The following is a 17,016-nucleotide window of genomic DNA, read 5'->3' as shown; positions in this document are numbered from 1 at the left end:
GAGCGCAAGGCACGGCAGGATGAGCAATCTTCGCACCATCAAGATCGACGACCAGCTGATCGACGTCGATCCCAACCTGACCCTGATCCAGGCCTGCGAACAGGCCGGGATCGAGGTGCCGCGCTTCTGCTATCACGAGCGGCTGTCGATCGCCGGCAACTGCCGCATGTGCCTGGTGGAGATCGTGGGCGGCCCGCCCAAGCCCGCCGCCTCGTGCGCGATGCAGGTCAAGGACCTGCGCCCGGGCCCGGACGGCGCCCCGTCCGAGGTCCGCACCAACTCGCCCATGGTCAAGAAGGCGCGCGAGGGGGTGATGGAGTTCCTGCTCATCAACCACCCGCTGGACTGCCCGATCTGCGACCAGGGCGGCGAATGCGACCTGCAGGACCAGGCCATGGCCTACGGCGTGGACTTCAGCCGCTACCGCGAGCCCAAGCGCGCCAGCGAGGAGCTGAACCTCGGCCCGCTGGTCGAGACGCACATGACCCGCTGCATCAGCTGCACCCGCTGCGTGCGCTTCACGAGCGAGGTCGCCGGCATCACCCAAATGGGCCAGACCGGGCGCGGCGAGGACAGCGAAATCACGAGCTATCTCAACAACACGCTGGAATCGAACCTGCAGGGCAACATCATCGACCTGTGCCCGGTGGGGGCGCTGGTCAGCAAGCCCTATGCCTTCACGGCCCGCCCCTGGGAACTGCGCAAGACCGAGACGATCGACGTGATGGACGCGCTCGGCTCGAACATCCGCGTGGACACCAAGGGGCGCGAGGTCATGCGGATCCTGCCCCGCAACCATGACGGCGTGAACGAGGAATGGATCAGCGACAAGACCCGCTTCGTCTGGGACGGGCTGCGCCGCCAGCGGCTCGACCGGCCCTACGTCCGTGAGAACGGCCGCCTGCGCCCGGCCACCTGGCCCGAGGCGCTGGAGGCCGCGGCGAACGCCATGAAGGGCCGCAAGGTCGCGGGGCTTGTGGGCGACCTGGCCCCGGTCGAGGCGGTGTTCGCGCTGAAGAACCTGGTCGAAGCGATCGGCGGCACGGTCGAATGCCGCACCGACGGGGCGAAGCTGCCCACCGGCAACCGCTCGGCCTATGTCGGCACCGCGTCGATCGCGGACATCGACGGCGCGCAGATGATCCAGCTTGTCGGCACCAACCCGCGGGTCGAGGCGCCGGTCCTGAACGCCCGCATCCGCAAGGCCTGGCTCCACGGCGCGAAGGTCGGGCTGGTGGGCGAGGCCGCCGATCTGACCTACGACTACGCCCATGTCGGCACCGACCGGGCGGCGCTGGAAGGCCTGTCGGGGCGGACGATCTCGGACGAGACGCGCGAGAAGCCGACGATGGTGATCGTGGGGCAGGGCGCGCTGCGCGAGGCCGACGGCGAGGCGGTGCTGGGCCACGCGATGAAGCTTGCGCAGAACTCTAACTCGGGTCTCCTGATCCTGCACACGGCGGCGAGCCGGGTGGGCGCGATGGACGTGGGTGCCGTGACCGAGGGCGGGCTTGCCGCCGCGATCGAAGGCGCGGAGGTGATCTACAGCCTGGGCGCGGACGAGGTGGACATCACCCCCTGGGATGCGGGCGGCCCCTTCGTCATCTACCAGGGCAGCCACGGCGACCGGGGCGCGCACCGCGCCGACGTGATCCTGCCGGGCGCCTGCTATACCGAGGAAAACGGTCTCTTCGTCAACACCGAAGGACGGCCGCAGCTGGCGCTGCGCGCGAACTTCGCGCCGGGCGAGGCCAAGGAGAACTGGGCGATCATCCGCGCGCTGTCGCCGCTTCTGGGCGAGGCCCAGCCGTGGCAGAGCCTTACCGAGCTGCGCCGCGCGCTGGTCGATGCCGTGCCGCACCTCGCCCGCATCGACGAGGTGCCGGAGAACGCCCTGACCCCGGTCGAGGCCGGCCCGCTCGGCGGCGCCGACTTCCGCCCGGCACTGAACGACTTTTACCTGTCGAACCCGATCGCGCGCAGCTCGGCCCTGATGGGCCAGCTGTCGGCCATGGCGGCCGAGCGCTCGGCGCCGGCAATGGCGGCGGAGTAACACGATGGCCCGGCACGCAGCACGCCCGGCCGCAGCTTTCCTGGCTTGCGCGGCGGTCGCCGCGATGCTGGCCGGCTGCGGCACGACGAACGATCCACGGCCCTCGGCCAAGCCCGGCGAGCTGGGCGTGGCCGTGGTCAAGAACGGCAAGGGCGGCATGCAGATGTCGCGCGGCCGCGTGTCCACCAAGTCGGGCGACATCCTGATCCTGGAACCCGACGGGACCGTGAGCGAGGTCGCGCTGGACAGCGCGAGCGGCCGCGACGCCTTCGACGTGTCCGAGGAAGAGCTCGAGGCGCTGTCCGTGAACCTCGGCATCGACCTGTCGGCGGCCCCGGTCGTCGCCGGGTTCCCGAACGGCCGGCGCGACGGCGGCGGCGCCCGCGGCGCCCGCAGCGCCCCGCGCGGTCCCACCGCGCAGGAAAAGGCGCTGAAGGACTTCGCTGCCCGGACCCAGCCTGCGCTGCCCAGGCTGCCCGACGGTTTCAAGGCCGACCCCAAGGACTTCATCGCCGTCAAGGTCCAGACGCTCGGCAGCGACAAGCGCGGCTCGCTGGTCGAGGTCACGGCGAACCTGCGGCCGGGGGTGGACGCCGACGTGGCAATGGCCTATGCCACCTGCGCGCTGGCGGGCTGGGCGCAGGACGAGGGAAGCGACTTCGCGCGCCACATCCGCACCCTGCAGGACGAGCGCAACGGCAAGCTGCTGATCGGGTCCGTCTTCACGACCTCGAGCAAGAAGCCGATGGGCCTGCGGGTCATGGAAACCAACGCAACCTTGCGCGAGTGCAAGGATCGCGGCATCCCCGCCGCGTGAACGAAGGTATGGACGTGAATGGCTGAGTTCCTGGCATCCCCTCTCGGGGCGACCCTGATCCTTCTGGCGCAGGGCCTTGCGATCATCGCCTTCGTGATGATCTCGCTGCTGTTCCTGGTCTATGGCGACCGCAAGATCTGGGCCGCCGTGCAGATGCGGCGCGGGCCGAACGTCGTGGGTCCGTGGGGCCTGCTGCAGACCGTGGCAGACGCGCTGAAATACGTGCTCAAGGAAATCGTCGTCCCGGCGGGCGCGGACAAGTTCGTGTTCTTCCTGGCCCCGTTCCTGTCCATGATGCTTGCGCTGTTCGCGTTCGTCGTGATCCCGTTCTCGGACGGGTGGGTGATGGCCAACATCAACGTGGGCGTGCTGTTCATTTTCGCCGTCAGCAGCCTCGAGGTGTACGGCGTCATCATGGGCGGCTGGGCCTCGAACTCGAAATACCCGTTCCTCGCCTCGCTGCGGTCGGCGGCGCAGATGATCTCGTACGAGGTGTCGCTGGGCCTCATCATCGTGGGCGTCATCATCTCGGCCGGGACGATGAACCTGTCGGGGATCGTCGAAAGCCAGCGCGGCGCCTACGGGCTGTTCAACTGGTACTGGTTCGCGCATCTGCCGATGCTGGTGCTGTTCTTCATCAGCTGCCTGGCCGAGACGAACCGCGCCCCCTTCGACCTGGCCGAGGCTGAATCGGAACTGGTCGCGGGGCACATGACCGAATATTCGTCCACGCCCTACCTGCTGTTCATGGGCGGCGAATACATCGCCATCTGGCTGATGTGCGCGCTGATCTCGCTGCTGTTCTTCGGCGGCTGGCTGTCGCCCATCCCCGGCCTGCCCGACGGCGCGCTGTGGATGTTCCTGAAGATGGCGTTCTGGTTCTTCATGTTCGCGATGGTGAAGGCGATCGTGCCGCGCTATCGCTACGACCAGCTGATGCGGATCGGCTGGAAGGTGTTCCTGCCGCTGTCGCTCGCCTGGGTGGTGCTGGTCGCGTTTCTCGCGCGCTACCAGGTTCTCGGCGGCGCGTGGGCGCGCTGGGACCACCTGACGCAGATCGGCGCAACCGTAGTCGGAGGATAAGCCATGACCAACAATGAGATCGCGATCGCGCTGACGAACGCCACCGAGATCGAGAAGGCGGAGCTTGCGCAGCACCTGCTGGACGCGCTGGCGCCGCACGGGCTGGTGCAGGACGAGGTCGCCAAGCACGTCATCGTGGGCGCGCTGTCCCGTTTCGGCGCCCCGCAGGACGCGCCCGAGCGTGACGGGGGTCCGCTGTAAGATGGCCGTCGATCTGGTCCGCGCGACCAAGTATTTCCTGCTGTGGGACTTCATCAAGGGCTTCGCGCTCGGGATGCGCTACTTCGTGTCGCCCAAGGCCACGCTGAACTACCCGCATGAAAAGGGCCCGTTGTCGCCCCGCTTCCGCGGCGAACACGCGCTGCGCCGCTATCCCAACGGCGAGGAACGCTGCATCGCCTGCAAGCTGTGCGAGGCGATCTGCCCGGCGCAGGCCATCACCATCGACGCCGAGCCGCGCGAGGACGGGTCGCGCCGGACCACCCGCTACGACATCGACATGACCAAGTGCATCTATTGCGGCTTCTGCCAGGAAGCCTGCCCGGTCGATGCGATCGTCGAAGGCCCCAACTTCGAGTTCGCGACCGAGACGCGCGAGGAGCTGTTCTACGACAAGCAGAAGCTCCTGGACAACGGCGCCCGCTGGGAGGCCGAGATCGCCCGCAACCTGCAGATCGACGCGCCCTACCGCTGAGCCTGCCTAACGGACCCCGCCTGAACGACGATGCCGGAAGATCCCCGCCCGATGAGCGACGCCTTCACCAAGATGTTCTCGCAGATGCTCGCCTCGGGGCAGGAAATGGCGCGCGCGTTCAATCCGGGGCTGGAAAACCTCGACACCCGCGCGATCGAGAAGATGTTCCCCACGATGTCCGCCGACATGATGGAGATGTGGTTCGGCCGCACCTTCAACCGCGAGGGGCTGGACGCCAAGACCCGGCTGCTGCTGACGATCGGCGCGCTGACGGTGCAGGGCGCCGTGGCCGAGCCGCAGCTGCGCCTTGCCGTGCGCCACGCGCGCGAGGCCGGCGCCACCCCGCGCGAGATCGCCGAGACGATCTGGCAGATGAGCATGTTCGGCGGGATGCCCGCCATGCAGAAGGCGCTGGACGTGGCCCAGTCAGTCTTTGCCGAAGAGGACGACCGGAAATGATGACCTTCGCCTTCTACCTGTTCGCGCTGTCCGTGGTGGTCGGCGGGTTCATGGTCGTGATCTCGCGCAACCCGGTCCATTCGGTCCTGTGGCTGATCCTGACGTTCCTCGCCTCGGCGGGACTGTTCATCCTGCTGGGGGCGGAGTTCGTCGCGCTTCTGCTGGTGATCGTCTACGTGGGCGCGGTCGCGGTGCTGTTCCTGTTCGTCGTGATGATGCTCGACGTGGACTTCGCCCAGCTCAAGGGCGAGCTGGCCCAGTACCTTCCGCTGGGCGGGCTGATCGCGCTGGTGATGCTGGCGATGCTCATCGTGGGCTTCGGCGCCTGGGAATCGTCCACGAATGCCGGCGCTGCCCGCGCCGTGCCGATCGTCGAGAACACGCTCAACACCCATGCCATCGGGGCGGTGCTGTACGACCGCTACCTGCTGGCGTTCCAGTTGTCCGGGCTGATCCTGCTGGTCGCCATGATCGGCGCGATCCTGCTGACCCTGCGCCACCGCCGCGACGTCAAGCGGCAGGACGTGCTGCAGCAGATGTGGCGGGATCCGGCGAAGGCGATGCGGATGACCAACCCGAAGCCGGGGCAGGGGCTGTGAGGCAGCGGCTTCGGCCTCGGGCGCGTGCGCTCCGGGGCCGCTAGCGCGGGGCTGTTCGATGCGAACGGCGTGAGATAGGACGGCGCGGAAACCACGCCCGACAGACAACACCGGCAAGGCGACCGGAGGGACAGACAGATGATCGGACTGACACATTACCTTGTCGTGGGGGCGATCCTGTTCGTCACCGGCGTGTTCGGCATCTTCGTGAACCGCAAGAACGTGATCGTCATCCTGATGTCGATCGAGCTGATCCTTCTTTCGGCGAACATCAACTTCGTCGCGTTCTCGGCGCATCTGGGCGATCTTTCGGGGCAGGTCTTCACGATGTTCGTGCTGACGGTCGCGGCGGCCGAGGCGGCTATCGGGCTTGCCATCCTCGTGGTGTTCTTCCGCAACCGCGGCACCATCGAGGTCGAAGACGTCAACGTGATGAAAGGCTGAGGGCACGGGCATGGAAAAGTTCATCCTCTTTGCGCCCCTGGTCGCCTCGATCATTGCGGGATTCGGCTGGCGCGTGATCTCGGAAAAGGGCGCGCAGTATCTCGCCACGGCGGTGCTGTTCGCGGCCTGTGCGATGTCCTGGGCCGTGTTCCTGGGCTTCGACGGCACCGTGCGCCACATCCACGTCATGGACTGGATCGTGACCGAGGGCTTCCACGGCGAGTGGGGCATCCGCATCGACCGCCTGACCGCGATCATGCTGATCGTGGTGACGACCGTCTCGGCGCTCGTCCACCTGTATTCGCTGGGCTACATGGCCCACGACGACAACTGGACCGAGGACGAGCCCTACCGCGCCCGCTTCTTCGCCTATCTGTCGTTCTTCACCTTCGCCATGCTGATGCTGGTGACGGCCGACAACCTGCTGCAGATGTTCTTCGGCTGGGAAGGCGTGGGCCTCGCGTCCTACCTGCTGATCGGCTTCTACTACAAGAAACCCAGCGCCAACGCCGCGGCGATGAAGGCGTTCGTCGTCAACCGCGTCGGCGACTTCGGCTTCCTGCTGGGGATCTTCGCGCTCTACTGGCTGACCGGGACGATCCAGTTCGACGAGATCTTCGCGCAGGTCGGGCGGATCGCGGACACGCAGATGCACTTCCTGTGGCGCGACTGGAACGCGGCCGAGGTCGTGGCGGTGCTGCTGTTCATCGGCGCGATGGGCAAGTCGGCGCAGCTGGGCCTGCACACCTGGCTGCCCGACGCGATGGAGGGGCCGACGCCCGTTTCGGCGCTGATCCACGCCGCCACCATGGTGACGGCGGGCGTGTTCCTGGTCTGCCGGATGTCGCCGCTCTACGAATTCGCGCCCGACGCCAAGGCGTTCATCGTGCTGATCGGCGCCTCGACCGCGTTCTTCGCGGCGACGGTGGGCCTCGTCCAGAACGACATCAAGCGCGTGATCGCCTACTCGACCTGCTCGCAGCTCGGCTACATGTTCGTCGCCGCGGGCGTCGGCGTCTATTCGGTCGCGATGTTCCACCTGCTGACCCACGCCTTCTTCAAGGCGATGCTGTTCCTCGGCGCGGGGTCGGTCATCCACGCGATGCATCATGAACAGGACATGCGGAACTACGGCGGCCTGCGCCGCAAGATCCCGCTGACCTTCTGGGCGATGCTGATCGGGACGCTCGCGATCACCGGCGTCGGCATCCCGCTGACAACGATCGGCTTCGCGGGCTTCCTGTCCAAGGACGCGATCATCGAAAGCGCCTTCGGCGCAGGCGCGACCTACGCCTTCTGGCTGCTGGTCATCTCGGCCATGTTCACCAGCTTCTACAGCTGGCGGCTGATGTTCCTGACCTTCTTCGGCGAACCCCGCCCGCAGCAGGTCTGGGACCCGCAGATCAAGGCCGAGGAAGAGGTCCAGACCTCTGCCGCCGCCGCCGATCATCAGCACGGCCACGGCCACGGCCATGCCCACGGCCACGACGACCACGGGCACCACGACCACGGCCATCACGGCGGCCTGCACGCCTACGAACACGCCCATGAAAGCCCCGCCGTCATGCTGGTGCCGCTGGGCGTGCTGGCGATCGGCGCCGTCTTCGCGGGGATGGTCTGGTACGGGCCCTTCTTCGGCGACCACCACCGCGTGAACGAGTTCTTCCACGTCGCGCAGGCCGGGGGCCACGGCGAGGCGGGCGCGCCCGCCGGGGCCGGCCACGCCGCGACGGGGGCGACCCAGCCGGCCGACCACGCAACCGCCCCGGCCGAGACCGCCGAACCCGCCGTGGCCCATGCCGCGGAAGGCGAGGGCACGCCGGTCGACGGCGAGGACACCGGCGTCCGCACCGACGTTCCGGCCCCGGTCGGCGGCGCGATCTACATGCACCCCGACAACCACGTGCTGGACGAGGCGCACCACTCCCCGGTCTGGGTCAAGGCCTCGCCCTTCTTCGCGATGCTCGCGGGCTTCGCGCTGGCGTGGATCATGTATGTCCGCAATCCGTCGGCGCCCGCGCGGCTGGCCGCGACGCAGAAGCCGCTCTACCGCTTCCTTCTCAACAAGTGGTACTTCGACGAACTCTACGACTTCGTCTTCGTCCGCCCCGCGCGCTGGATCGGGCGGGCGCTGTGGCACGGCGGCGACGGGCGGACCATCGACGGCGCGATCAACGGCGTGGCGATGGGGCTGATCCCGCGCGTCACGCGCTTCGCCGGCCGGGTGCAGTCGGGATATCTCTTCCACTACGCCTTCGGCATGGTGATCGGCCTCGTCGGCCTTCTGATCTGGGTGATGATGCGGGGCACGCTCTGATATGACCAACCTTCTGTCCGTCATCACCTTCCTGCCGATCGTGGCGGGGCTGATCCTCGCGCTGTTCCTGCGCGGCGAGGACGAGGCCGCGGCCCGGAACGCCCGCTGGTTGGCGCTGGTCGCGACCACGGCCACGTTCATCCTGTCGTGCTTCGTCCTGGCCGGGTTCGATCCGAACGACACCGGCTTCCAGTTCGTCGAGGACCAGCCATGGATCATGGGCCTGCGCTACAAGATGGGCGTGGACGGCATCTCGATCCTGTTCCTGATGCTCACGACGTTCCTGATGCCACTGGTGATCCTGTCCACCTGGCGCGTCACCGACCGCGTCAAGGACTACATGATCGCCTTCCTGGTACTGGAAGGGCTGATGATCGGCGTCTTCACCGCGCTGGACCTGTTCCTGTTCTACCTGTTCTTCGAGGCCGGGCTGATCCCGATGTTCCTCATCATCGGGATCTGGGGCGGGGCGAACCGCATCTACGCCACGTTCAAGTTCTTCCTCTACACCTTCCTCGGCTCGGTCCTGATGCTGGTGGCGATGGTCACGATGGTCTCGCTCGCGGGCACGACCGACATCCCGGCGCTGATGGGCTTCGACTTCCCGAGCGAGCCGATCCCCATGTTCGGCACCTACCTGCTGGGCGGCACGCAGACGCTGCTGTTCCTCGCGTTCCTCGCGAGCTTCGCGGTCAAGATGCCGATGTGGCCGGTCCACACCTGGCTGCCCGACGCGCACGTTCAGGCGCCGACCGCCGCCTCGGTTCTGCTGGCGGCGGTCCTGCTGAAGATGGGCGGCTACGGCTTCCTGCGCTTCAGCCTGCCGATGTTCCCCGAGGCGTCCGCCATCGCCCAGCCCGCGGTCCTGTGGCTGTCGGCCATCGCCATCGTCTACACGAGCCTCGTCGCGCTGGTGCAGACCGACATGAAGAAGCTGATCGCCTATTCCTCGGTCGCGCACATGGGCTACGTCACCATGGGGATCTTCGCGGCGAACCAGGCGGGCGTGGACGGCGCGATCTTCCAGATGATCAGCCACGGCTTCGTGTCGGGCGCGCTGTTCCTGCTGGTGGGCGTGATCTACGACCAGCTCCACACGCGCGAGATCGACGCCTATGGCGGGCTGGTGAACCGGATGCCGATCTATGCGCTGATCTTCCTGTTCTTCACCATGGCGAACGTGGGCCTGCCTGGCACGAGCGGCTTCGTGGGCGAGTTCATGACGCTGCTCGGCACCTTCCGGGTCAACACCTGGGTCGCGCTGTTCGCGACCTCGGGCGTGATCCTTTCGGCCGGCTATGCGCTGTGGCTCTATCGCCGCGTGGCGCTTGGCGACCTGATCAAGGGCAGTCTCATGTCCATGCGCGAGATGTCCCCGCGCGAGCGCTGGATCTTCGTCCCGCTGATCGCCATGACGCTGCTTCTGGGGGTCTATCCGCGCGCCGTCACCGACATCACCCGGCCCGCCGTCGCGGCGCTGCTTCAGGACTATCACGCCAGCCAGCCTGCGCCCGCGCCCGTCGCGGTCGTGGCCACGGCCGGCCACTAAGGGGGCGCGGCCATGACCTCGCTTGATTTCTGGACCATCATGCCGGAAGCGGCGCTGGCGCTGTTCACGCTGGTCGCGCTGCTGCTGGGATCGTTCACCGGCAAGGACGCGCAGGGCCGGACGATCCTGTGGCTGACCGTCGTCGCGCTGCTGGTCGCCGCCTTCGCGATCGGCCGCGGCTGGCACGGCGGCTTCGGCACCGCCGCGGGCGGGCAGGCGTTCTTTGGCATGTTCATCGACGACGGCTTCGCCCGTTTCGCCAAGATCGTGATCCTGCTGTCCGCCGCCGCCGTCCTGGGGATGAGCGTCGACTACCTCACTCGCCACGGCATGATGCGGTACGAGCTGCCGCTGCTGGTCGTCCTCGCCGTCATCGGCATGATGGTGATGGTGTCGGCGGGCGACCTGCTGACGCTCTACATGGGGCTGGAGCTGCAGTCGCTCGCGCTCTACGTCGTGGCGGCGCTGCGCCGCGACAGCGTCCGTTCGTCCGAGGCGGGGCTGAAGTATTTCGTGCTGGGCTCGCTCAGCTCGGGGATGCTGCTCTATGGCGCGTCGCTGGTCTACGGCTTTTCCGGCACGACCAACCTCGCCGCGATCGCGGGCGCGGTGTCCGGCGGCGAGCTTCCGATCGGGCTGCTGTTCGGGATGGTGTTCCTGCTGGTGGGGCTTGCCTTCAAGGTCAGCGCGGTGCCGTTCCACATGTGGACGCCCGACGTCTACGAAGGCTCGCCCACCCCCGTGACCGCATTCTTCGCGACCGCGCCCAAGGTGGCGGCGATGGCGATGCTCGCGCGGCTGATGTTCGCGGGCTTCGGCAACGTCGTCGGCGACTGGACCCAGATCATCGCGCTGCTTGCGGTGCTGTCGATGTTCCTCGGCTCGATTGCCGGGATCGGGCAGCGCGACATCAAGCGACTGATGGCCTATTCGTCGATCTCGCACATGGGCTTCGCGCTCGTCGGGCTTGCCGCCGGCACGGTGGTCGGGGTCGAGGCGATGCTGCTCTACATGGCGATCTATGCGGTGATGGGCGTGGGGGCCTTCGCCTTCATCCTGGCGATGGAGCGCAACGGCCGCGCCGTGACCGCCCTCGACGACCTGAACCTGCTCGCGCGGACCGAGCCGCTGAAGGCGGCGGCGATGCTGGTCCTGCTGTTCAGCCTTGCCGGCGTGCCGCCGTTCCTCGGCTTCTTCGCCAAGTTCGCGGTGCTGTCGGCCGCGGTCGATGCCGGCCTCGGCTGGCTTGCGGTCCTGGGCGTGATCGCGTCGGTGATCGGCGCCTTCTACTACCTGCGGATCGTCTACTACATGTATTTCGGGACCGCGCGCGACGGCGTGCTGACCACCCGGATGGGCGGGTTCCAGTGGGCGGCGCTGGTCGGGTCGGCCGCGATCATGACGCTGGGCGCGGTTACCATGCTGGGCGTGGACGACGCGGCGGGCCGCGCGGCGGCGGCGCTGGTGGCGGCCCAGCCCGCCGTTGCGGACCCGGTCGCGGTGGCGACGGCCCACGTTGACTGACACCCGCCCTGCGGCGTGGCCGACGGGCGTGGCGCGCCACGTCTTCGACCGCATCGACAGCACGAACGCGCAGGCGATGCGGCTGGCGCCTTCGCTCAGCGGCCCCGCGTGGATCATGGCGCGGGACCAGACCGCCGGGCGCGGGCGGCGCGGGCGGACATGGGTGATGCCCGCCGGCAACTTCGCGGCGACGCTGGTGATGCGGTCCCCGGGGCAGGCGCAGGACGCGGCGCGGCTGGGCTTCATCGCCGGGCTGGCCGTCCACGACGCGCTGGCGGCGGCCTGCGGGCCTGCCGCGCGGCTCGCGATCAAGTGGCCCAACGACGTTCTGCTGAATGGCGGCAAGGTGTCCGGCATCCTGCTGGAAGGGCTCGGCGGGGGCGGCGCGGCGGGCGTGGACCTGCTGGCGGTGGGGATCGGCGTCAACCTTGCCGCGGCACCCGGCGCAGGCGAGGTCGAACTTGGCGCGCTGCCGCCCGTCTCGGTCGCGTCGGAAACCGGCCACGCGGTCTCGCCCGACGACTTCCTCGACCTGCTCGCCCCGGCCTTCGCCGACTGGCAGGCGACACTGGCGCGCGGCGGCTTCGCGCCCATCCGCGCCGCGTGGATGGCGCGCGCCGCGAAGCTGGGCCAGACGATCACCGCCCGGACCGGGCCCCGCACCCGGACCGGTCGCTTCGACGGAATCGACGAGTCGGGCGCGCTGGTGCTGACGACCGCGGAGGGGCGCGAGGTCGTGCCCGCCGCCGACGTCTACTTCGCGGAAGGCGCCTGACATGCTTCTGTGCATCGACACCGGCAACACCAACACGGTCTTTTCGATCTGGGACGGGAACAGCTTCCTCGGCCACTGGCGCATCTCGACCAATCACCTGCGGACCGCCGACGAATACTTCGTCTGGCTGTCGTCGATGATCGCGCTCCGGAAGCTCGAGGTGGCGATCGACGGCTGCATCATCAGCTCGACCGTGCCGCGCGTGGTGTTCAACCTCCGCGTCCTCTGCAACCGCTACTTCGACCTGCGCCCGCTGGTGGTGGGCAAGCCCGACTGCCTGCTGCCGGTGCAGCCGCGCGTGGACGAGGGCACGACCGTGGGGCCTGACCGGCTGGTGAACACCTGGGCCGCGTTCGACCGCTACGGCCCCGACCTGACGGTGGTCGATTTCGGCACCGCCACGACCTTCGACGTGGTGGACACCGACGGCGCCTATGTCGGCGGGGTGATCGCGCCCGGCGTGAACCTGTCGCTCGAGGCGCTGCACATGGGCGCGGCGTCGCTGCCGCACGTGGACGTCACGCAGCCGCAGCAGGTGATCGGCACGAACACCGTTGCCTGCATCCAGTCGGGCGTGTTCTGGGGCTATGTCGGCGTCGTCCGCGAGATCTGCGCGCGGATCGAGGGCGAGCGCGGCCGCAGGATGACGGTGATTGCAACCGGGGGGCTGGCCCCGTTGTTCGACCAGGCGGACGGGCTGTTCCACAGCTGGGACGACGATCTGACGATGCACGGGCTTCGGCTCATCCACGATTACAACAAGGAGATGGGCAATGGCTGAGCGCCTGATCTATCTGCCGCTAGGCGGCGCAGGCGAAATCGGCATGAACGCCTATGTCTACGGCTACGGCGAGCCGGGGCGGGAACGCCTGATCCTGGTCGATCTGGGCGTCACCTTCGGCGACATGGACAGCGCGCCGGGGATCGACCTCATCATGGCCGATCCCGGCTGGCTCGAGGACAACCGCGACCGGCTGGAGGCGATCTTCATCACCCACGGGCACGAGGATCACGTGGGCGCGCTGGGGCTGCTGTACGGCCGCCTCAAGGTGCCGGTCTACGCCCGCCGCTTCACCGGCACGCTCGCCCGCATGAAGATGGAGGAGGCGGGCCAGCCGACAGACCAGCTCCGCATCGTCGCCGCCCGGCCCGAGATCGTGCACGCCGGCCCCTTCGACGTGCAGTTCGTGCCGCTGAGCCACTCGATCCCCGAAAGCTCGGCGCTGGTCATCGACACGCCGGCGGGCCGGATCGTCCACACCGGCGACTTCAAGCTGGACGGAACGCCGGTGGTGGGCGAGCCGTTCGACCCGATCCTCTGGCACGAGATCGCGAACGAACGCCCGGTGAAGGTGCTCGCGTGCGATTCGACCAACGTGTTCAGCCCCAACCCGGGCCGGTCCGAGGCGATGCTGGCGAACCCGCTTCTCGACTTCGTGGTCGCGCAGAAGCAGATGGTGGTGGCGACCACCTTCGCGTCGAACGTGGCGCGGCTGAAGACGCTGGCCGACGCAGGGATCGCCGCGGGCCGGCAGATCTGCCTGCTGGGCCGCGCGATGCGCAAGATGGTGACGGCCGCGATCGAAACCGGGGTGCTGACCAGCTTTCCCGACGTGATCGGCCCCGAACAGGCAGCGGAGCTTCCGCGCAACAAGGTCATGCTGATCGTCACCGGCAGCCAGGGCGAACGCCGCGCCGCGTCGATGCAGCTGTCGATGGGCCGCTATCTGGGGATCGAGCTGAAGGAAGGCGACAGCTTCCTGTTCTCGAGCCGCACGATCCCGGGGAACGAGCGCCCGGTGATCCGCATCATGAACAACCTCAGCCGCCGGGGCGTGGACGTGTTCGACGCCGACGACGGGTTCTACCACGTCTCGGGCCACGCGAACCGCCCCGACCTGCAGGCGGTCCACGACCTGCTGAAGCCCGAGATCCTGATCCCGATGCATGGCGAGCACATGCACCTGCGCGAACACGCCTCGCTGGGCGAGGCGAAGGGGATCGCCACCGCCATCGCCACCAACGGCACGATGCTGGACCTGACCGGCCCGGCGCCGCGCGTGGTGGACGACGTGGCGACGGGCCGGCTGTACCTGGACGGGACCGTCCTGATCGGCGCGATGGACGGGATCGTCCGCGACCGGATCCGCATGGCGCTGAACGGGCACGCGACGGTGTCGATCATCATCGACGAGAACGACGAGCCGCTGCCCGACGCGTGGGTGGAAACGATGGGTCTGGCGGGGCAGGGCCGCGCCGGGGTGCCGCTGGTCAGGCATCTCGAATCCGAGCTGGCCGAGTTCCTCGACCGCGCCGATGCCCGCACCGTCATGGACGACAAGAAGCTGGACGAGGCGATCCGCAGGATCACCCGCAACGTCGCCATGGACGAGATCGGCAAGAAGCCCGAGGTAAAGGTCATCATCAGCCGTCTCGCCGCGGACTGACGGCGGGCGCGGGTGGGCGGGGCGGCCACTTGACCTTCCCGCCGCCGCGCGGCATCGCCCGGCCATGACCGAGTTCGACCCGACCCCGCCCCGCCGCAACTTCTACGGCCGCCGTCACGGCAAGACCCTGCGGCAGAGCCAGAAGGGCTACCTGTCCGAGGACCTGGGCGACCTGCGCCCGCGCGGGATCACGATCCACGAGAACCCGAACCGCGCGCCGGTCGATCCGCGCGCGATCTTCGGGGACGACCGGCCGCTGTGGCTCGAGGTCGGCTTCGGCGGGGGCGAGCACATGGTGGCGATGGCCGCCCGCTATCCCGACATCGGCATCATCGGCTGTGAGCCGTTCATCAACGGCGTCGCGATGCTGCTGGGCAAGATCCGGGCGGCGGGAGTGACGAACGTCTCGGTCCATCCCGGCGACGCGCGCGACCTGATGGACGTGCTGCCCGACGCGTCGATCGCGCGGGCGTTCCTGAACTATCCCGATCCGTGGCCCAAGGCACGCCACCACCGCCGCCGCTTCGTCACGCCCGAGCATCTGGTGCCGCTGCACCGGGTGATGGCGCCTGGGGCCGAGTTCCGCGTCGCGACCGACATCCCCGACTACATGCGCCAGACGCTGGAGGAGGTGCCGAAGGCCGGCTTCGCGCTGGTGGCCGAGGGGCCGGCGGCGTGGGACGACTGGCATTCGACCCGCTACGAGCAGAAGGCCCTTCGCGAAGGCCGCGTGCCGCACTACGCGACGTTCCGGCGCTAGGGCGGCGGGCCCGGCGGCAGGGTCCGGCGGCCGACCCGGCGGCGGATTCGACTGCAGGGCGGGAGCCTCCGGCGGGGATATTTCGGGACAGAAGATGGAAGGGCGCCCCGACCCGCGCTAGTGTCGCGCCGAAAGACGAGGAGCCGCCATGCCGCACGACACCGAACCGATGATGTTGACCGCCTGCCGCACCGGACCCCTGACGGGCGAGGCGCGGGTGCCCGGCGACAAGTCGGTCAGCCACAGGGCGCTGATCCTGGGCGCGCTTGCGGTCGGCGAGACGCGGATCACCGGGCTTCTCGAAGGGCAGGACGTGCTGGACACCGCGCGTGCGATGCAGGCTTTCGGGGCCGAGGTCGAACGGGTGAGCGAGGGCAGCTGGTCGGTGCACGGCGTGGGCGTCGGCGGGTTCGCCGAACCGTCCGGCGTGATCGACTGCGGCAACTCGGGGACCGGCGTCCGGTTGATCATGGGGGCGATGGCGACCACGCCGATCGTCGCGACGTTCTCCGGCGACGCCAGCCTTTCGCGGCGGCCGATGGGGCGGATCACCGATCCGCTGCGGCAGTTCGGTGCCGAGGTGACGGCGCGCGAGGGGGGGCTGCTGCCGGTGACGATCCGGGGGGCGGCTGATCCGGTGCCGGTGCGCTACAGGACGCCCGTCGCAAGCGCGCAGATCAAGTCGGCGGTGCTGCTCGCCGGGCTGAACGCGCCCGCGCAGACCGTGGTGATCGAGGCGGAGCCCACGCGCGACCATACCGAGCGGATGCTCGCGGGCTTCGGGGCGGCGATCTGCACCGAGGTCACCGAGGAGGGCCGCGTCATCACCCTGACGGGCCAGCCCGAGTTGCGGCCGCAGGAGGTGGCGGTGCCGCGAGACCCGAGTTCGGCCGCGTTCCCGGTGGCGGCGGCGCTGATCGTGCCCGGGTCCGAGCTTCGGGTGCCTGGGGTCAGCCGCAACCCGACCCGCGACGGGTTCTACGTCACGCTCGCCGAGATGGGCGCCGACCTGACCTGGCAGAACGAGCGCGAGGAGGGGGGCGAGCCGGTCGCGGACCTCGTCGTGCGCCATTCGGCGCTGCGCGGGGTCGAGGTGCCGCCTGAGCGCGCCGCCAGCATGATCGACGAGTTTCCGATCCTGTCGGTCGTGGCCGCGCTTGCCCAGGGCACGACGGTCATGCACGGCGTGGCCGAGCTGCGGGTCAAGGAAAGCGACCGGATCGACGCGATGGCGCGGGGCCTCGAGGCGAACGGGGTCGTGGTCGAGGAAACCCGCGACAGCCTGACCGTTCACGGGATGGCCGAGGTGCCCGGCGGCGCGACCTGCCGGACCCATCTGGACCACCGCATCGCGATGAGCTTCCTGGTCCTCGGCCTTGCCGCCCGCGCGCCCGTGACGGTCGACGACGCGGGGCCGATCGCGACCAGCTTCCCCGACTTCCTGCCGCTGATGCGCGAACTGGGGGCGGATATCGGCTGAGCCGGCCCGCCCCCC

At 68.7% G+C, this 17,016-nt stretch carries 16 protein-coding genes; all 16 read left to right on the top strand.

Translation table 11 applies throughout. The features are described 5' to 3' along the window. Positions 1–19: 19 nt before the first annotated feature. The 16 genes from nuoG (at position 20) to aroA (ending at position 17,001) form a co-directional block, all read left to right on the top strand. On the top strand, positions 20–2,053 hold the full coding sequence (gene nuoG / locus ELI80_RS06905) for an NADH-quinone oxidoreductase subunit NuoG (protein ID WP_136650386.1): 2,034 nt from the start codon (positions 20–22) through the stop codon (positions 2,051–2,053). 4 nt (positions 2,054–2,057) lie between these two features. Further along, positions 2,058–2,870, top strand: a complete 813-nt coding sequence (locus ELI80_RS06900) for a YNQ4 family lipoprotein (RefSeq protein WP_136650385.1) — start codon at positions 2,058–2,060, stop codon at positions 2,868–2,870. An 18-nt stretch (positions 2,871–2,888) separates the two neighbouring features. Next, positions 2,889–3,953 (top strand): NADH-quinone oxidoreductase subunit NuoH, encoded by a 1,065-nt coding sequence (gene nuoH, locus ELI80_RS06895; protein ID WP_136650384.1) that lies wholly within the window; start codon positions 2,889–2,891, stop codon positions 3,951–3,953. Positions 3,954–3,956: 3 nt separating this feature from the next. After that, positions 3,957–4,154: a hypothetical protein gene (locus ELI80_RS06890; RefSeq protein ID WP_136650383.1), complete on the top strand. Its 198-nt coding sequence runs from the start codon at positions 3,957–3,959 to the stop codon at positions 4,152–4,154. A gap of 1 nt (position 4,155) precedes the next feature. Beyond that, positions 4,156–4,647: an NADH-quinone oxidoreductase subunit NuoI gene (nuoI, locus tag ELI80_RS06885; protein WP_131673199.1), complete on the top strand. Its 492-nt coding sequence runs from the start codon at positions 4,156–4,158 to the stop codon at positions 4,645–4,647. A gap of 51 nt (positions 4,648–4,698) precedes the next feature. Beyond that, positions 4,699–5,106 carry a carboxymuconolactone decarboxylase family protein gene (locus ELI80_RS06880; RefSeq protein WP_131673198.1) on the top strand — a complete coding sequence of 136 codons (408 nt, stop codon included), beginning with the start codon at positions 4,699–4,701 and terminating at the stop codon, positions 5,104–5,106. Beyond that, on the top strand, positions 5,103–5,705 hold the full coding sequence (locus ELI80_RS06875) for an NADH-quinone oxidoreductase subunit J (RefSeq protein WP_136650382.1): 603 nt from the start codon (positions 5,103–5,105) through the stop codon (positions 5,703–5,705). The genes ELI80_RS06880 and ELI80_RS06875 overlap by 4 nt, the downstream gene beginning before the upstream one ends. Before the next feature lie 138 nt (positions 5,706–5,843). Then, a complete protein-coding gene (gene nuoK / locus ELI80_RS06870; RefSeq protein WP_136650381.1) occupies positions 5,844–6,149 on the top strand; it encodes an NADH-quinone oxidoreductase subunit NuoK in 306 nt (101 codons plus the stop codon). Positions 6,150–6,159: 10 nt separating this feature from the next. Next, entirely contained in the window at positions 6,160–8,466 is a 2,307-nt protein-coding gene (gene nuoL / locus ELI80_RS06865; protein WP_136650380.1) for an NADH-quinone oxidoreductase subunit L, read from the top strand. Between the two features lies 1 nt (position 8,467). Further along, entirely contained in the window at positions 8,468–10,015 is a 1,548-nt protein-coding gene (locus tag ELI80_RS06860; RefSeq protein WP_136650379.1) for an NADH-quinone oxidoreductase subunit M, read from the top strand. Between the two features lie 12 nt (positions 10,016–10,027). Then, positions 10,028–11,539: an NADH-quinone oxidoreductase subunit NuoN gene (nuoN, locus tag ELI80_RS06855; RefSeq protein WP_136650378.1), complete on the top strand. Its 1,512-nt coding sequence runs from the start codon at positions 10,028–10,030 to the stop codon at positions 11,537–11,539. Continuing rightward, positions 11,532–12,314: a biotin--[acetyl-CoA-carboxylase] ligase gene (locus ELI80_RS06850; RefSeq protein ID WP_136650377.1), complete on the top strand. Its 783-nt coding sequence runs from the start codon at positions 11,532–11,534 to the stop codon at positions 12,312–12,314. The genes nuoN and ELI80_RS06850 overlap by 8 nt, the downstream gene beginning before the upstream one ends. 1 nt (position 12,315) lies before the next feature. Next, positions 12,316–13,095, top strand: coding sequence for a type III pantothenate kinase (locus tag ELI80_RS06845; RefSeq protein WP_136650376.1), 780 nt, complete (start codon positions 12,316–12,318; stop codon positions 13,093–13,095). After that, on the top strand, positions 13,088–14,761 hold the full coding sequence (locus ELI80_RS06840) for a ribonuclease J (protein WP_136650375.1): 1,674 nt from the start codon (positions 13,088–13,090) through the stop codon (positions 14,759–14,761). The genes ELI80_RS06845 and ELI80_RS06840 overlap by 8 nt, the downstream gene beginning before the upstream one ends. 64 nt (positions 14,762–14,825) lie before the next feature. Next, positions 14,826–15,521 (top strand): tRNA (guanine(46)-N(7))-methyltransferase TrmB, encoded by a 696-nt coding sequence (gene trmB, locus ELI80_RS06835; RefSeq protein WP_136650374.1) that lies wholly within the window; start codon positions 14,826–14,828, stop codon positions 15,519–15,521. Positions 15,522–15,669: 148 nt separating this feature from the next. After that, positions 15,670–17,001, top strand: a complete 1,332-nt coding sequence (gene aroA, locus ELI80_RS06830; protein WP_136650373.1) for a 3-phosphoshikimate 1-carboxyvinyltransferase — start codon at positions 15,670–15,672, stop codon at positions 16,999–17,001. Positions 17,002–17,016: the final 15 nt, after the last annotated feature.

The organism is Paracoccus aeridis, from assembly GCF_004923205.2.
Taxonomy (GTDB): Bacteria; Pseudomonadota; Alphaproteobacteria; order Rhodobacterales; family Rhodobacteraceae; genus Paracoccus; species Paracoccus aeridis.
The sequence above is the reverse complement of the archived record's forward strand: the minus strand, read 5'-3'. Positions and strand labels throughout refer to the sequence as shown.

What these genes read in the sequence shown, in the direction of transcription:
- nuoG (WP_136650386.1), top strand. Translation starts at nt 20, where the DNA reads ATGAGCAATCTTCGCACCATCAAGATCGACGACCAGCTGATCGACGTC.
- ELI80_RS06900 (WP_136650385.1), top strand. Translation starts at nt 2,058, where the DNA reads ATGGCCCGGCACGCAGCACGCCCGGCCGCAGCTTTCCTGGCTTGCGCG.
- nuoH (WP_136650384.1), top strand. Translation starts at nt 2,889, where the DNA reads ATGGCTGAGTTCCTGGCATCCCCTCTCGGGGCGACCCTGATCCTTCTG.
- ELI80_RS06890 (WP_136650383.1), top strand. Translation starts at nt 3,957, where the DNA reads ATGACCAACAATGAGATCGCGATCGCGCTGACGAACGCCACCGAGATC.
- nuoI (WP_131673199.1), top strand. Translation starts at nt 4,156, where the DNA reads ATGGCCGTCGATCTGGTCCGCGCGACCAAGTATTTCCTGCTGTGGGAC.
- ELI80_RS06880 (WP_131673198.1), top strand. Translation starts at nt 4,699, where the DNA reads ATGAGCGACGCCTTCACCAAGATGTTCTCGCAGATGCTCGCCTCGGGG.
- ELI80_RS06875 (WP_136650382.1), top strand. Translation starts at nt 5,103, where the DNA reads ATGATGACCTTCGCCTTCTACCTGTTCGCGCTGTCCGTGGTGGTCGGC.
- nuoK (WP_136650381.1), top strand. Translation starts at nt 5,844, where the DNA reads ATGATCGGACTGACACATTACCTTGTCGTGGGGGCGATCCTGTTCGTC.
- nuoL (WP_136650380.1), top strand. Translation starts at nt 6,160, where the DNA reads ATGGAAAAGTTCATCCTCTTTGCGCCCCTGGTCGCCTCGATCATTGCG.
- ELI80_RS06860 (WP_136650379.1), top strand. Translation starts at nt 8,468, where the DNA reads ATGACCAACCTTCTGTCCGTCATCACCTTCCTGCCGATCGTGGCGGGG.
- nuoN (WP_136650378.1), top strand. Translation starts at nt 10,028, where the DNA reads ATGACCTCGCTTGATTTCTGGACCATCATGCCGGAAGCGGCGCTGGCG.
- ELI80_RS06845 (WP_136650376.1), top strand. Translation starts at nt 12,316, where the DNA reads ATGCTTCTGTGCATCGACACCGGCAACACCAACACGGTCTTTTCGATC.
- ELI80_RS06840 (WP_136650375.1), top strand. Translation starts at nt 13,088, where the DNA reads ATGGCTGAGCGCCTGATCTATCTGCCGCTAGGCGGCGCAGGCGAAATC.
- trmB (WP_136650374.1), top strand. Translation starts at nt 14,826, where the DNA reads ATGACCGAGTTCGACCCGACCCCGCCCCGCCGCAACTTCTACGGCCGC.
- aroA (WP_136650373.1), top strand. Translation starts at nt 15,670, where the DNA reads ATGCCGCACGACACCGAACCGATGATGTTGACCGCCTGCCGCACCGGA.